The following is a 16,481-nucleotide window of genomic DNA, read 5'->3' on the forward strand; positions in this document are numbered from 1 at the left end:
TGGGTAGACGCAGAATGATCGTGACCGCGCATCACATCCTGATGGACGGCTGGGCGGTCGCGGTGTTCTTCCGCGAGCTGATCGCGGTGTACGACGCCGGGGGACAAGCGGATTCGCTGCCACCGGCACGGCCGTACCGTGACTACATCGGCTGGCTCGCGGCGCAGGACACCGCCGCCATCACCCACAACTGGACCGAATACCTCGCGCCGCTGAGCGGTCCGCTCATGCTGGCCGCCGGTACGGCAACCGAAGTCGGCACGGCGATTCCGCGCCGCAGCCGATTCAGCTTGGACAATGCCGAAACCGCGCGGCTGGTGCAATGGGCACGGGCGAACGGCCTGACTCCCAATACCGTTGTGCAGTATGCCTTGTCCGTCGTCCTCGGCAGGCTCACCGATCGACGCGATGTCGTTTTCGGCACCACCATTTCCGGCCGTCCGGATGCGCTGCCCGGCGTCGAAACGATGATCGGGCTGTTCATCAATACCGTGCCAGCGCGCGTCATTATCGACCGGACCAGCACCGTCGCCCAGCAATGTGCGCAGCTGCAGCGCGAATCCGCGGCCATGCGAGATGCGGGATATGTGAGCCTGTCGACCATTCAGCGCGCGGCCGGGCACGGTGCGCTGTTCGACGTGCTGTTCGTCTTCGAGAACGCACCCATCGGCGCGGCCACCGATCCGATCGTCACCGCGGGCGGCACCCGTTTTCTGCCGGTGGCCATGGAAAGTCTGGTGCACTACCCGCTTTCGGTGGTGTCGCATCTGAACGACGGCACGCTCGTCGTCATGCTCGAAGCGATCGCCGAAGCCCTGCCACACTTCCTGGTCGGCGATATCGGCCAGCGGATTCTGTCGGTGCTGCGCCAGCTGCCCGATCATGGCGATTCGAGCCCCGATGTGCTCGACCTGTTGCTTGCCGATGAAAAGGTCGTCGCTGCCTCGGAGAACGTCTCCACGAATGGCACGGCTTACGAGCTCTTCCTGAACCAGGTCGCCCACACCCCGGATGCGATCGCACTGAGCACCGGTTCGGATCGCTACACCTATCGTGAATTGCGTGCAGCCGCCGGACAACTGGCGAATGAGCTGACCGCCAACGGTATCGGCCCGGAAGCCGTTGTCGCCCTTGCGCTACCGCGATCGGCTCGTTCCATCATCTCGATCCTCGCCGTACTGGAAGCAGGCGGAGCCTATGTGCCGGTCGACATCTCGGCACCCGCTGCCCGCATCGAATCCATACTGCGCCAAGCCGATCCGAAACTCATTCTGACAATTGGGGAGTCCACCAGCCTGCTCGGGGAGACCGCACACCCGGTGCTGGTACTCGACGACCCCGCCGTCGCCGAGCGGATCGCGAACCACCCCATCCCGCCCTACCGCCCGGTCGCCCCGCAGACAGCCGCCTACCTGATCTTCACCTCCGGCTCGACCGGCGAACCCAAGGGCGTAATCGGCACCCACGCGGCTCTGACCAGCTACTTCACCGACCATCGTGACCGCGTCTACCGCCCGGCGGTAACCCGGATCGGCCGCCGACTGCGCATCGCACACGCTTGGTCGCTGAGCTTCGACGCCTCTTGGCAGCCGATGATCGGCCTGTTCGACGGCCACGCCGTCCACCTGTTCGACGAGACCGAAATGCGCGATGCGCAGGGACTCGTCGACGGCATCGTCCGGCACGAGATCGATATGATCGACACCTCGCCGTCCATGTTCACCCAGCTGTCGGCAGCCGGTCTGGTAGACGGTGAGCGACTGACCGTGCTCGCCCTCGGCGGCGAGGCCATCGGTGCGCCCATTTGGGAGCAGTTGCGCGCGCTGCCGGGCACCGCGGTCTACAACTGCTACGGCCCCACCGAGACCACGGTCGAGGCGGTGGTCGCGACGGTGAATACCGGTCGCAACGAGCCGGGCAATGCCCAGCCCACCATCGGCGGACCGGTGGATCGCATGTCCGCCTACGTCTTCGATGCCATGCTGCGGCCGGTGCCGCGCGGTGTGGTCGGAGAGCTGTACTTGTCCGGCGCTCAGGTGGCCCGCGGCTATATCGGTAAGGCTGCCATCACCGCGGATCGCTTCATCGCCGACCCCTTCCGACCCGGTGTTCGCATGTATCGCACAGGTGATCTGGTGCGGCAGTTGCCGAATGGCGATCTCGCCTATCTCGGCCGAGCCGACGACCAGGTCAAGATTCGCGGCTACCGAATCGAAATCGGCGATATCGAAACGGCTTTGCTGCAGTTGCCGCAGGTTCGTGCGGGCGCTGTGCTGGTTGTGCAGCGGCCGAGTGGCCCGACTCTGGTCGCCTTCGCGGTCAGTGCTGGTCCGGCCGCCTTGCGTGCCCGCCTTGCGGAGCGCCTGCCTGCTTATATGGTTCCGGCGCGGGTCATTGCGCTGCCCGAACTGCCGGTCACCCCCAACGGCAAGCTCGATGTCCGAGCTCTGAACGCGCTGGCGCTGGAGGCCCTACGTGGCTCCGCCCAGCGCACCCTGCCGAGCACCGATACCGAGCGGACACTCTGTCGCGCGCTCGCCGAGGCGCTGGGCGGCGCCACCCCCGGCATCGATGACGACTTCGTCGAACTCGGCATGGACAGCATTGTCGCCATCTCTCTGGTGAACGCGGTGCGACGCGCGGGACTCTCGGTCAGCCCGGCCATGGTCATGACCAACCCCACCGTCCGCGATCTGGGCGCCGCCATCGATTCCCGTGCGGCACAACAGGAGAACAGCCCGGCCGAGATCGGCGAGGTGCTCCCGACGCCGATCATGTCCTGGATGTACGAGTACGGCGGCTTCCGCAGGCTTGCACTCTCGACGCTGGTAGAGCTGCCCGCCGAGGTGGATCGGGCACAGTTGGAAGCGGTGCTACAGGCGCTACTCGACGGTCACGACATGCTGCGCGGCCAGCTGTCGACCACCGAAAACAGGTTCGAAACCAGAGCGCCGGGCAGCGTGCGCGCCGCCGATATCCTGCACGAGGTCCGGGTATCCGGTGACTTCGGCACCGCACTCGAGAAGCATGCACGAGCGGCGATCGATCGCATCGATCCGAAGACGGGCACCCTGATCCAGGCCGTCCGTTTCGAGGGCCCCGATGTGCTGTTGCTGTCGATCCACCATCTCGCGGTGGATCCCGTCTCCTGGCACATCGTTCTCGCGGATCTGGCCGACGCGTGGTCGCAACTCGCGCAGGGGCGTACCCCCACTGCCGCACCAGAATTCACTGGGTACCGCAGCTGGTCGGAACTACTCGACAAGCGCAGCACCGCACCGGAAGTATCAGCCCAGCGCGACTTCTGGACCGACCAACTGACCGGCCCCGATCCGGAACTCGGCCTGCGCCGTCCCGATCCGACCCGCGACACCTGGTCCTCCTACCGCATCACGCCGTCGTTCCTGCCGACCGACACCACCCGCCGGATTCTCGACGGCCTCGGCAGCGACCTCGGTATGCACGAGTTACTGCTCACCGCACTGACAATCGCGCTCACGACCTGGCGAGCCGAACGCAACCAGGACGGCTCCACCGGCGCACTGGTCGCCCTCGAGGGCCACGGCCGCGAGGATGCCGTCGTCGGCAATGTCGACACTTCGCGGACGGTCGGCTGGTTCACCACCGTGTACCCACTGCGCGTCGGCACGGGCTCGACACTCGACATCACCCGTGCCGAATCCGATTCGGCCGAAGCCGCAGGGCTGCTGAAAGCGGTTGCAGCACAACTGGACAGTGTCCCGAACAAGGGCTTGGACTACGGCTTGCTCCGCTACGGCGATGCCGAGCCGCACACCGATCCCCAGGTAATGCTCGACTACCTGGGCCGCATGGACCTCACCGCGGGCACGTCGGGTCCATGGACCCCGATCGCCGACCTCACCCTGCACCAACGGCTTCCGGTCGCCCCCGAACCGGAGATGCCGCTGCGCTACGCGCTCGACCTCGTCGTCGCCGTCTACCCCGGTGCCGACGGATCCCAGCTGGCCACCCTGTTCCGCTGGAGCGAAGCACTTTTCGACACCACCGAGATCGACCGTTTCGCCACCATCTGGCAGCGCTGCATCACCGCAGTCGCCGCCGCCATACCAAGCGCAACTCCGGGAGAACGATGAACGCGATCGAAAACGCCATCGTGGTCGAGGACGTCCGCAAGTCCTTCGGCGACGTCCACGCCGTGCGCGGCCTGAGCTTCTCGGCACCGGCCGGGAGTGTGCTCGGCGTACTCGGCCCGAACGGCGCGGGCAAGACCACCACGGTCTCCATCCTGTCCACGCTCACCAAGCCCGATGCGGGCCGCGCCCTGGTCGCGGGATACGACGTCGTGCGCGAGGCCTCGGATGTGCGGGCATCCATCATGCTCACCGGCCAGTACGCCGCCTTGGACGAGGTGCTGACCGGCCGGGAGAACCTCGTCCTGTTCGGCCGCCTGATGGGTCTGCGTCCGAAACAGGCCAAGATCCGCGCCACCGAACTGCTCGACCAGTTCGATCTGACCGAGGCGGCCGATCGTCGTGTCGGCGGCTACTCCGGCGGTATGCGCAGACGCATCGATATCGCCTGCGGGCTGGTGCGCCCGCCCAAGGTCGTCTTCCTGGACGAACCCACCACCGGCCTGGATCCGGTGAGCAGACAGGGCGTTTGGTCGCTGGTGCGTTCGCTGAAGGAACAGGGTGTGACGATCCTGCTCACCACGCAGTACCTCGAAGAGGCGGATGCGTTGAGCGACAACATCATCGTCATCGATAAGGGTCGCGTGATCGCCGAGGGTACCGCGGACGAACTCAAGGCCCGCTCGGGTTCGAGCTACTGCGAGGTCGTTCCGGTCGACGCTGGTGACGTGCCCGCCGTGGTCACCGCGTTGGACGGCCTCGGCACGGTGACCGTCGCCGAAGCCAAGGACCGGGTGTCGCTCCCCGCTCCCGACGGTGCCGCCACACTGGCCGAGGCGCTGCGCCGCATTACCGACGCCGGTATCGAACTCATCGATATCGCCCTGCGCAGACCGTCACTCGACGAGGTCTTCATCAAGCTCACCACCGACGAACCAGGGTTGGTGACCGCATGACCGAATCAGTCACCATTCCCGCCGGAATGCAGTGGAGCGCGCTGAGCGGTCGCACCGTGCGCGCGGCGGTCCGTGAGGGTGATCTGCCCTTCGGTTTCGTCGCGCCGATGATCTTCTTCGTCTGTTTCTATGTCCCGCTGCGCAAGTCGATGGAGCAGACCGGTGCGGACTACGCCCAGTACCTGCTGCCGGTGATCGTGCTGCAGGGCATGTTCTTCACCGCCATGTCGGCGGCCGACCGCGCCGCCCGAGACACCTTCAGCGGCATGGGAACTCGCATGCGGTCGATGCCGGTCGAATCGTGGGTGCCGCTGGCCGCGCGGATGTCCGCGAATCTGGTTCGCGCGCTGGCCGGACTCGCCGGAGCGCTGGTCATCGGTGCGGCCTTCGGATTCCGATTCCACAGTGCGGCAGCGGCTCTCGTCTTCATCGCATTGGCGCTGGCCTTCGCCGTGGCACTGGTGATCGGTGCCGACACACTCGGCGTCGCCACGGGTAAGCCGGAAGTCGGTGCGTCCGCGCTGCTGGCACCGCAACTGCTGCTCATCATGATGTCCACGGGTTTCGTTCCGGCCGAAGGCTTTCCGGGTTGGATCCAGCCCTTCGTCCGCAATCAGCCGGTATCTCAGGCCGCTGCTGCCCTGCGCGATCTCGCCGATGGCGAATACACCTCGGCCGTCGCGGTTGCGGTGGTCTGGATTCTCGGCCTGATCGTGGCGTTCGCCGCGATCTCGGTGTGGGTGGAAAGGCGACGGCCGTGAAAACACTGATCGACCAGAGCTTCGTCGAAACGGGCCGACTGCTGCGCCGCTGGCCGCGCGAACAGGAGGTGCTGACCTCGACCGTGATCCTCCCGGTACTGCTGCTGTTGATGTACCAATTGGTGCTCCACAAATTCCTCAGCGCATCCTCCGGCGTGGACGCCATCTACGGTTTCGTCCCGATGATCGCGGTCACCGGCGCGATGTACGGCGCCATGGGCACCGGTCTTTCGCTCTACGCGGAACGGGAAAGCGGTCTGCTGCGGCGCATTTGGGTACTGCCGGTGCACCGCGCGGCCGGACTGATCGGCCGTCTGCTCGCCGAATGCGGACGCACGCTGATCGCGACGATCATCGTGGTCGCCCTCGGCGTCGCGCTCGGATTGCGCTTCGAGCAGGGCTGGCTGGGTGTGCTCGGCGCGCTCGCCGTTCCGGTGCTGCTGATTCCCGGCTTCGCCACCATGGTGATCACGGTCGGCGTCAGCAAGGCGGGCGACAAAGTCGTGCAGTTGTTCTCGGCACTCGTGCTGCTCGGGATGTTCTTCAATTCCGGATTCGTACCCGTGGAGAACTACCCGGGTTGGCTACAGCCGGTAGTTCGCGTCCAGCCGATGAGTTGCGCCATCGAGGCAATGCGTGGCTGCACGATCGGCGGCCCCATCGCCACCCCGCTGCTGCAGACCCTGGCCTGGTCCGTTGGGCTCGCCTTGGTCTTCGGCGCTTTCGCGGTACGCGGCTACCGCAAGGCCGCGGAGGGCTGAGCAGGCGTCGACTTGATAGTTACATCGGCTAACTATATAGTTTCCTGAGGTAACAATCAGCAAGGGGCTGCCGTGACGATTCCATCCGCCGATCTCGATCTGGGTGATGTCCAGACCATTAGCCGCCGCCTGCGCTACGACCGGGATCACCCGCGCTACAAGTGGATCGTCCTGACCAACACCACCATTGGTGTGCTGCTCAGTGCGGTCAATGCCTCGATCGTGCTGATCTCGCTGCCCGCGATCTTCCGAGGTATCGGACTGAATCCACTGGAAGCGGGCAATGTCGGCTATCTGCTGTGGATGTTGATGGGCTATCTGCTCGTCACCGCGGTACTCGTGGTGATGTTCGGACGACTCGGCGATATCTTCGGTCGCGTCCGGATCTACAACCTCGGCTTCGCGGTCTTCGCGGTGACCTCGGTCGCGCTGTCCTTCGATCCGTTCCAGGGTGGTTCGGGCGCGATGTGGATCATCGTCTGGCGTGTGCTGCAGGGCATCGGCGGCGCCATGCTCACGGCCAATTCGACGGCCATCCTCACCGACGCTTTCCCTGCCAAACAGCGTGGTACCGCACTCGGCATCAATATGGTGGCCGCGGTCGCGGGCTCCTTCCTCGGACTGATCATCGGCGGCGTGCTCTCGGAATGGGATTGGCGCGCGGTGTTCTGGGTCAGCGTGCCGATCGCCGTGATCGGTTCGATCTGGTCCTATCGCTCGCTGCACGAGGTGGGCATGCGCACCAAGGGCAAGGTCGACTGGGCGGGCACCATCACCTTCGGCCTCGGCTTGACCGCACTGCTCACCGGCATCACCTACGGCATCCAGCCCTATGGCGGACATCCCACCGGCTGGTCCAACCCCTGGGTGCTCGGTGCGGTGTTCGGCGGCATCGCCCTGCTCGCGGCGTTCTGCGTGGTGGAGACCAAGGTCGCCGAGCCGATGTTCCATCTGTCGCTGTTCCGCAACCGCGCGTTCGGCCTCGGTAATTTCGCCAATCTGATGGTCTCGATCGGCCGCGGCGGCATGCAGTTCATGCTGATCATCTGGCTGCAGGGCATCTGGTTGCCGCTGCACGGCTACGACTACGAATCGACGCCGCTGTGGGCCGGTATCTATCTGTTGCCGTTGACCGTGGGATTCCTTGCCGCCGGACCGGTTTCGGGTTGGCTGTCGGACCGCTACGGATCGCGCCGGTTCACCACCGGCGGCGCGACGCTGGCCGGGCTCACCTTCCTGCTGCTGCTCGTCATCCCGGTCGACTTCAACTACTGGGTGTTCGCCGCGATCGTGCTGCTCAACGGCATCGGCTGCGGACTGTTCTTCTCACCGAACACCGCCGCCATCATGTCGAGCGTGCCCGCGTCCCAGCGCGGCGCGGCATCCGGTATGCGCGGCACCCTGTTCAACGGCGGCAATGCGCTGTCGATGGGAATCTTCTTCTCGCTCATGGTCGTCGGCCTCGCCGCGAGCCTGCCCTCGGCACTCGACAGTGGTCTGCGCGCCCAGGGCGTATCCGCGGGCGCCGCGTCCCAACTCGCCGACCTGCCGCCCGTCGCGAGCATGTTCGCCGCCTTCCTCGGTTACAACCCGATCCAGGAATTGCTCGGCCCCAGTGGCGAATTGGCCAAGCCGGGCGTCAATGCGGATACCCTGACCGGTCAGGAGTTCTTCCCGCATCTGCTCACCGGACCGTTCCACTCGGGTCTGATCGTGGTGTTCGTCTCGGCCGCCCTGATGATGTTCCTGGCCGCAGCGGCCTCGTACTTCGCGGGCGATAAGTATGTCGAGGAGGAACTGGCCGAACTCGCCGAGGCCGACGAACTCGTCGCCGCGCGCTGAGTCACGGTTGGTGTGGTTCGCGCTCGGACTCTACTGTCTGGAGCCATGAACTCGGTGCCGGTCGCGCCCGTGGTGGTGATCGTCGGATTCGTCGCGGCGATCACCATCGGCCGGTGGTTTCTGGTCGACGAGACCCTCAGCGACCGGCTCATCAATCGCGCACTGGCCTGGGATCTGGTCGGTCTGCTCGTCTTCATCTGCGTCGGCCGGTTCGGCCGGGCTCATCTCGCGCTCGATCTGTTCACGATCTTCGGCGCGCTGGCGGTGGCGAATGTATTCGGATTCGCACGCTTGCTCGACGGCGCGGACACGCGGACCGCGGTGCGGCGGCAGCGCACCTACGACGGCATCGCCGTGGCAGCCGGAGCTGTTGTGCTGGTCGGCATAGTGGTGGCACCGCAGCGAGATTGGGGGCTCACGGTCTGGTCGCTTACCGCGGTGCCGACCGCCTTGTCCGGCATGCTGATGACGCGGGCCTGCGTGCGGGAGTTGCGTACCGGGGAGATCACGGCGAAGGAGCGATTGACCTACAGCGCACTTCTGACCGTCGCCGGGTATGCCGTGAGTGCCACGGTGGTCGCGCTCGTGCGGATGGCCACCGGCACTCGACCCGATGAGCAGGGCCTGATCTGGGTGATCGGAACATACGCGACATTGGTCCTACTCGCGGGCCTGATCGGAATCCCGCTGTGGAATGCGGTGCTGTTTCGGGCGGAGTTGGATCGGGCCGGTCGGTGCTGTCGCCGACTGCGCCCGCTGTGGCGGGCGCTCACCGATGCCGTACCCGAGGTGGTGCTGGCTCGGCCGAGTAGTGGTTCCACCTCACGGCTTTACCGGATGACGGTCGAAATTCGAGACGCCTTGGTGCAATTGCGGCCGTACGCACCGGATATCGAGGCGCACACTGATATCCGTGAATACGCGCGGTGTATCGCGCGGGCGGTCCAGGCCAAAGCTGCTGGTGGGTCGCCCGCGACGGTCTCCGGTCGCGCCACTCCGGTCGACCTGCGCGACCGGACCGATGAACTCAGGTACCTGCTCGCTCTGGCCGCGGAATGGCCGAAGGCCAGCGCGCTGGTGCGTGCGGGCCTCGAATCTCCGGCGCGCTGAACCTATTTCGCCGCGTTGGCGAAGGCGGGCTCCAACTTGTTCAGCAGGTAGGGCACCGACAGTGCGGTCGGCTGGTTGACGGCGCTGATCTCCTGCACCGTCAGGAAGACCACCGACCCCTTCTGCACCGCGGGCAGATCGGCGTATCCGGGGAGCTGCCGGTACTTTTCGTCCATACCGGGGGAATAGCCCGCGAGCAGCAGATCGGCGGTGAGCTCGTCGACCCGCTCCGGGGACAGCGCCAGCCTGCCCTGATTCGACGGCCGATCGGTGAGGTTCTTCGGAATGCCCAGTCCGAGCTGGGTGAAGATCTTGCTGGACCCGTCGTTCGGATCGGTCAGCACCATCAGCTGGGCCGGGCTGGCCAACCAGGTACTCGCGAAGGTCTTGCCCTTCAGACCCGGATTGGCCTGGCCGATGGACTCCACCTTCTTGTCCACATCGGCGATCACGCGGGTCGCGTCGTCTTCCTTGTGCAGTACTTTGCCGAGCGTGGTCACCAGGTCCTGCCAGGGCTGGATCGACGAGGAGGTGAGCGCGGGCAGCGTCGGGGCGACCTTGGACAACTCGTCAAAGGTCTTCTGGTCGGCCAGGAATCCGTCCACCAGAATGAGATCCGGCTCCAGCGCCGCGACCTGCTCGGCGATATTGCCGGTGGTATTCAAGGCTTTCGCCGATTCGAGTGTCTTCGGCTCCCACGCCGGGGTGCTCTTGGACACCGAGGCGACATTGTCGACATAGCCGACCGGGGTCACACCGAGCGCCAGCGTCGAATCCAGCCACTGATTCCCCAGTGTGACAATCTTTTTCGGGGTGCCATGCACCGTTGTCGTACCGCGGGCGTGGTTGATGGTGACGGGTGCGCCACCGCCGGACCCCGCGTCATCGCTCGACGACCCACAGGCGGCGATACCCAGGGTCAGCGCACCGGCCAGCACGGCAACCGCCGCCCGCTTCCAGCCACGAGACGTCCGTACAGACTCCATCGACACCCTCTCCTTCATCGAGGAATTCCCCGACTCGGCTCTCTTCGAGCCGCAATAGCAAAGGTCAGCCTAACCTACATTGATCGCCATGCCGCCCTGGCTTGCCGGTTGCTGTCACGTCATCTGTCGCAAACCTATTGAACGTGCCGCTATCTAGCGGTACGTTAAATGACGTCAATAATGATCCTCTCGTCCGGGAGGCATCGACGTCGAACCCGTGAGAACGCGGGTCTTCGCACGACTGACGCATACCGAATTGAGGTTAGTTCCGATGAAGCAAAAGAGTTCCGCCGGACGCGTCCGGCCGATGGTCGCCCGTATCGCCATCACCTCCGCTCTGGCCCTGGCCCCGATCGCCGCGGTAGCGGGCCCGGCGCTCGCCGACACCACCGACGCCCAAGGCCCGGCCATCGTGCTGGTGGATCAGGCCGACGATATCCACGGCCACGGGGGTTGGGGCCATGGCGGCTGGGGTCGTGGTGGCTGGGGTCGTGGCGGCTACGGCGGCTACGGTGGCTGGGGCGGCTACGGTGGCTGGGGCGGTGGCTATGGCGGCTGGTTCGGCTCCCCGGGCTGGCCAGGCTATTTCCCCATGCCCTCCACCGGCAGCGCCTTCTGACCCGAGTCGCTCGGCGGCGCAAGCCATTCCCTCGAAGCGCTTCCCGTATGAATAAGCCCGGCACGTCGGGCTTATTCATACGGATCCGACGCCCTCGCTCCGGCGGTCAGCGGCAAGGTAGAAAGCCGGTCGATCAGCTGCCGCCGATATGGGCTCTCGTCATGACGAATGGGTAGGCTTCCGTCATGACGATCGAGCCGTTCGGCCATCTGCCGCACGAGATGACCGAGGAGCAATACCGTCAACTGCCCGAGGCGACAGCACGCGAGATCGAGGTCGTACACGGGCATGTGATCGTCTGTGAGTCACCGGTACCCGAGCACAATCGCGTGGCGCGCAGGCTGGCCGGTGCCATGGAGCAGTTGCCGAGTACCGAACCGTGTATTCGAGTCGAGACCGATATCGACGTAGTGCTCTGGCGGGTACCCAAATTCACGTTCCGGCGGCCGGATGTCACGGTCTATCGGTGCCTTCCGGAGCGAGGAGCGAAACCGGAGGCCGGTGATGCCCTGATCGTCATCGAGGTTTCCTCGCCATCCACCGCCGCCGAGGATCTGCTCGACAAGAAGGTGCAGTACGCCCGCGCGGGCATCCCGCTCTATCTCGTCGTCGCACTCGACACCAAGTACGACATCGAAGAGGTCCGCGAGTTCCGGCTCGACGCCCACGCCGCCGAATACCGCCTGCACCGGTTGCATCGCGACGGATTCGTACGACTGGAGCACGTGGTGCTGGGCGATATCAGCTTCGCGGACTTGGTCCGATAGCGAGGAAGGTCGGCCTCCGACTCAGAGGGTGATGCGCTGGTTTTCGGGGAGGAAGAGTTTGTCGCCTTCCTTGACGGCGAAGGTGTTGTAGAACTGGGCGACATTGCGGACGATCTGGTTGCAGCGGAATTCGTTCGGGGCGTGGACGTCCTGGAGCAGGCTGATGGTTGATTCCTCGGTCTGCTTTTCGCGCCAGCTGCGGGCGTAGGAGAAGAACATCTGCTGGTAGTCGGGGTCGATGCCGTCGCGCTTGGCGGCGATGCGGTAGGCCTCGACGGCGATCTGCAGGCCGCGCAGGTCGGCGAGGTTTTCGCCGACCGTGAGTGCGCCGTCGACGTGGTATTTGGGATCGAGGCCCTCGGGGACCAGCACATCGAATTGGTCGATCAGCTGTTTGGTCTTGGCCTCGAATGCGGCCAGGTCCTCGGTTGTCCACCAATCGCTGCGATTACCGCTGGCGTCGTACTTGCGACCCTGATCGTCGAAGCCGTGGCCGATCTCGTGCCCGATGGTCGCGCCGACCGCACCGTAATTGACCGCGGTTGTCGCGTCTTTGTCGAAGAACGGCGGCTGCAGATAAGCGGCGGGGAAGGTGATCTGGTTGCTGGTGGGTGAGTAGTAGGCATTGACGGTCTGCGGCGACATACCCCATTCGGACTTGTCGACCGGAGTGCCGAGCCGGTTGAACGCCTTCTTGGATTCGAAAGCGTTGACGGCGCGCAGGGATTCGATCAGCTTGCCCCGGGTGATCTTCAGCGCGGAGTAGTCGTCCCACTTATCCGGATATCCGATCCTGGCCTCGATCTTGTCCAGCTTGACGATCGAGGCGTCCCTGGTCGGCTTGGACATCCAGGTCGAATTGGTGAAGTTCTCCCGATAGGCGGCCATGAGGTCGGCCACCATCTCCTTGGCCCGATCCTTGGCGGCCGGTGGAAAATGCTTGTCCACATACAGTTTGCCGAGCTGGTCACCGAGATTGTCGTCGACGACGCCGACACCGGACTTCCAGGTCTCCGGCCGCTCCTCGAGCCCGCTGAGCACCTTGCCGACGAAATCGAACCGCGCGTCGCGGATCGCTTTGGGCAGGAATCGGGCGAACTGCGCGACGATGTTGACCCGCAGATACTCTCGCCACAGCGCGATATCGGTATCGGCCCACAGTTGCGCGGCCGCGGTCACGAACGACGGCTGCGCCACCACGATCTTGTCGAACAGCGAGCGCGGCCGATCGGTATTGCCCGCCATCCACGGATCCCAATCGAATTGCGGTCCGAGCGCGACCAGATCGTGCCAGCCCATCACGTTGTAGGTGGCATCGGTATTGCGATTGCGCACGCTGTCCCAATGCGCCGCCGCGATCTTGGTCTCCAGATCGAGGATGCGCTGCGCGATCCCCGCCGGATCGGCGAAACCAGCGCCCGCGGACATCTTCTCGAGGTAGGTCTTGTAGCCCGCGAGCTGCTTGGCGTATTCCGGCTTGCGGTAATACTGCTCGCTCAGCGTGATACCCGACTGGCTGACGGTGGGGATATAGGAATTGGAGTCCTTGCGGTCGATGCCGACTCCGATACCGATCAGCCCGGCGATCGGCAGCTCCGCCATCACCTTGGCCAGATCCGGTTTGGTCGCCGCGCCATCGATCTTGGCGAACAGATCGGTCAGCGGTGTCATGCCGAGCGTTTCGAACGCGGCCTCATCGAGGCGCGCATCGTAGAGATCGCGAATCTGCTGCGCCTCCGAACCCGGTTTCGGATCCTTGATGCCTTCGATGATCTCGCGCAGCTGATCCAGCGTCCGATCGCTGGCATCGCTGATCGCGCCGACCGCGGCCTTGTCCGGCGGCAGCTGGTACTCCCGCAGCCACTTGCCGTTGACATGCCGGTACAGATCGTCCTGCGGCCGGATCGCCTCGTCCGCGCCGCCCAGATCGACTCCGGTGAGCTGCACCTGATGCTCATCCTTCGAGCAGGAGGCCAGAGCGACGGCCGCGGGCACCACCCCGAGCGCGATCAGGAAGGCACGACGGTCCAGCTGACCGAGTCGACCGGTTGATGTCACGAGGATTTCCTCTCCCGATGCGGCCGGTGGCCGCATCCTCGTCAGGCGCGATAGTGCTGGCCCGAGGCTACCTGTCTCCGGCGTTGCCAGCCCGTCGGATCAGAGCGAGACCCGCTGGTCCAGGGCCAGGTACAGCTTGTCGCTGGGTTCGACGGCGAAGGTGGTGTAGAACTCGTCGATATTGCGGACCACCTGGTTGCAGCGGAACTCGTTGGGCGCGTGCGGATCCATGGCCAATCGCAGTTCCATGTGCTGCTTCGTCGATTTCTCCCGCCAGATCCGGGCCCAGGACAGGAACAGCGTGCGGTTGTCCGGGTCGCCCTTGCCGTCACGTTTATCGGCGATGCCGAGGGCGGCCACGGCGATACCGAGACCGCGCAGATCCGCGAGATTCTCCCCGACCGTCAGCGCGCCGTCGACGTGCTTGCTCGGGTCTAGACCGGCCGGGACCAGTGCGTTGTACTGATCGATGAGCTGCTTGGTCTTGGCTTCGAACGCGGTCCGGTCCTCGGGTGTCCACCAGTCGCGCAGATTGCCGTCACCGTCGTAGCGCGAACCCTGATCGTCGAAGCCGTGGCCGATCTCATGACCGATGACCGCCCCGATCGCGCCGTAATTGACCGCGGTCGCGGCACTGGAGTCGAAGAACGGCGGCTGCAGAATGGCGGCCGGAAACGAGATCGAATTGGCATTCGGGTTGTACTGGGCATTCACCAGTTGTGGCGGCATCCGCCATTCGGACTTGTCGACCGGGGTGCCCAGGCGCGCGAAACCGCGCTTGGTCTCGAAACGCTGTGCGGCGCGGACGGATTCGATCAACTTGCCGCGGGTGATCGTCAATCCCGAGTAGTCGATCCAGTTGTCCGGGTAGCCGATCTTCGTGACGATCTTGTCGAGCTTCGCGATGGCGGCCTGTCTGGTCGGCGGCGACATCCAGGTCGAACCGGTGAAGTCGGCCCGGTAGGCGGAGATGAGATCGGCGACCATCGCCAAGGCGCGCTCTTTGGCCGCGGGCGGAAAGTGTTTGTCCACATAGAGTTTCCCGAGCGGCTGGCTCAGGTTCGCATTGACGGTCGCGATACCGTCCTTCCACAGCTCCGGACGCTCCTGCGACCCTTGCAGCACCTTGCCGACGAAATCGAATTCGGCATCGGCAATGGCCTTGGGCAGCAGCGATGCGAACTGTTTGAGCACCGCCATGCGCAGATACTCTCGCCAGGCCGCGATATCGACCTCGGCCCAGAGCTTTCCGGCCGTCGTCACGAACGACGGCTGACCGACAACCACGCGATCGAACAGTGCGCGCGGTCGGTCGGTATTGCCAGCCAGCCACGGCTCCCAATCGAATTGCGGTGCGAGCGTGGTCAATTGGGCCCAGCTCATCGGGTTGTACGCGGCATCGGGATTGCGCAGCCGGACATCGTCCCAGAAGCCGGTGGCGATCTTGGTCTCCAGTTCGAATACCCGCTGGGCGGTACCTGCCGGATCGGGAAAGCCCGCGCCCGCGGCGACGCGTTGCAGATAGGTCTGATACGCGGCGCGCTGCTCGGCGTATTCGGGCTTGCGGTAATACTGCTCGCCCATATTCGAGTCGATACCGGACTGGGAGATGTCGGCGACGTATTCGGCCGAATTCTTTTGATCGACGCCGACGGACAAGCCGATGAGCCCGCCGATCGGCAGCCCGCCCATCACCTTGGCCAGATCCGGTTTGGTCGCCGCGCCGTCGATCGCCGCGAACAGATCCGCCAGCGGGGCCACGCCGAGCCGCTCGATTTCAGCCAGATCGACCCGGGCGTCGTAGAGATCGCGGATCTGCTGCTCGGCCGTCCCGGCTTGCGGGTCGTGGATGCCGTCGATGATGGCCCGAAGCTGCTGTTCGACCCGATCACCGACCTCGTCGAAGGTGGTGTAGGACGACTTGTCCGGCGGCAGCTGATAATCGCGCAACCAGCCGCCGTTGACGTAGCGGAACAGATCGTCCTGTGGCCGAATCGTCGGGTCCTCGCCCCGCATATCGACACCGGTGAGCCGCACCGACTGCTCCCGCGAGCAGGAGACCAGCGCGGTGGTGGCCGGAATCACACCGAGTGCGATCAGAAAGGTGCGACGACCGAGCCGGGTGGGACGCGCAGACGAACTCAACGAAACCCCCTATTCAGCGATGATATGGAATGTGCACAGCTCATCCGGTGATCTTGCTTGTTCCGAGGGTAGTAACGGGACGGCCCGAGAGCACTGATCCACGCGGGTTTCACAGGGGAAGTTCAGGCTGTGGCTGCGGGACCTGATTTGGGACCGACCTGGGGATTCCCCTACACTGAACCGGTTGCCTGCGGGAGCTGTGCCCGCAATCCGGCCGCGAACCCCTAGTGGTTGATCCATCCGATCGAGAAAACCGCTGGCAGGCGCGCGTTCGGGTGGTGACACGACCATGCCCGTCGGGTCGGCAATCCGGCGTGCGTATACATCCAGGTCAAGGAGGCTGAAGTGATTCAGCAGGAGTCGC

The 16,481-nt window shown here is 64.9% G+C and carries 11 protein-coding genes; 8 read left to right on the forward strand and 3 right to left on the reverse strand.

Features of this window, described 5'->3' with window-relative positions:
- The 6 genes from NP3_RS39820 to NP3_RS39845 form a co-directional block, all read left to right on the forward strand.
- The coding region (locus NP3_RS39820; protein WP_157124864.1) for a non-ribosomal peptide synthetase at window positions 1-4,115 on the forward strand (4,115 nt) is incomplete at its 5' end.
- Window positions 4,112-5,068: a daunorubicin/doxorubicin resistance ABC transporter ATP-binding protein DrrA gene (locus tag NP3_RS39825; protein ID WP_063046879.1), complete on the forward strand. Its 957-nt coding sequence runs from the start codon at window positions 4,112-4,114 to the stop codon at window positions 5,066-5,068. The genes NP3_RS39820 and NP3_RS39825, both read left to right, overlap by 4 nt.
- Window positions 5,065-5,829: an ABC transporter permease gene (locus tag NP3_RS39830; RefSeq protein WP_063046880.1), complete on the forward strand. Its 765-nt coding sequence runs from the start codon at window positions 5,065-5,067 to the stop codon at window positions 5,827-5,829. Before NP3_RS39825 ends, NP3_RS39830 begins: the two co-directional genes overlap by 4 nt.
- Complete coding sequence (locus tag NP3_RS39835) at window positions 5,826-6,590, forward strand: ABC transporter permease (protein ID WP_063046886.1); 765 nt, start codon at window positions 5,826-5,828, stop codon at window positions 6,588-6,590. Before NP3_RS39830 ends, NP3_RS39835 begins: the two co-directional genes overlap by 4 nt.
- A 72-nt stretch (window positions 6,591-6,662) precedes the next feature.
- Window positions 6,663-8,432, forward strand: a complete 1,770-nt coding sequence (locus tag NP3_RS39840) for an MFS transporter (RefSeq protein ID WP_063046881.1) — start codon at window positions 6,663-6,665, stop codon at window positions 8,430-8,432.
- A 45-nt stretch (window positions 8,433-8,477) separates the two neighbouring features.
- Window positions 8,478-9,542, forward strand: a complete 1,065-nt coding sequence (locus NP3_RS39845) for an MAB_1171c family putative transporter (protein ID WP_063046882.1) — start codon at window positions 8,478-8,480, stop codon at window positions 9,540-9,542.
- Between the two features lie 2 nt (window positions 9,543-9,544).
- On the opposite strand, the gene NP3_RS39850 is transcribed toward NP3_RS39845, so the two are convergent.
- A complete protein-coding gene (locus NP3_RS39850; protein ID WP_063046883.1) occupies window positions 9,545-10,528 on the reverse strand; it encodes an ABC transporter substrate-binding protein in 984 nt (327 codons plus the stop codon).
- Window positions 10,529-10,799: 271 nt separating this feature from the next.
- Here NP3_RS39850 and NP3_RS49730 point away from each other — a divergent pair, with 271 nt between their 5' ends.
- Window positions 10,800-11,147 (forward strand): hypothetical protein, encoded by a 348-nt coding sequence (locus NP3_RS49730; RefSeq protein WP_176582822.1) that lies wholly within the window; start codon window positions 10,800-10,802, stop codon window positions 11,145-11,147.
- Between the two features lie 185 nt (window positions 11,148-11,332).
- A complete protein-coding gene (locus tag NP3_RS39860) occupies window positions 11,333-11,914 on the forward strand; it encodes a Uma2 family endonuclease (protein WP_063046884.1) in 582 nt (193 codons plus the stop codon).
- A 21-nt stretch (window positions 11,915-11,935) separates the two neighbouring features.
- On the opposite strand, the gene NP3_RS39865 is transcribed toward NP3_RS39860, so the two are convergent.
- A complete protein-coding gene (locus NP3_RS39865; RefSeq protein WP_307680405.1) occupies window positions 11,936-13,972 on the reverse strand; it encodes a M13 family metallopeptidase in 2,037 nt (678 codons plus the stop codon).
- A 99-nt stretch (window positions 13,973-14,071) separates the two neighbouring features.
- Entirely contained in the window at window positions 14,072-16,117 is a 2,046-nt protein-coding gene (locus NP3_RS39870) for a M13 family metallopeptidase (RefSeq protein WP_063046885.1), read from the reverse strand.
- Between the last annotated feature and the right edge of the window lie 364 nt (window positions 16,118-16,481).

It is taken from the genome of Nocardia pseudovaccinii NBRC 100343 (assembly GCF_001613225.1).
In the GTDB taxonomy this organism is placed as follows: Bacteria; Actinomycetota; Actinomycetes; order Mycobacteriales; family Mycobacteriaceae; genus Nocardia; species Nocardia pseudovaccinii.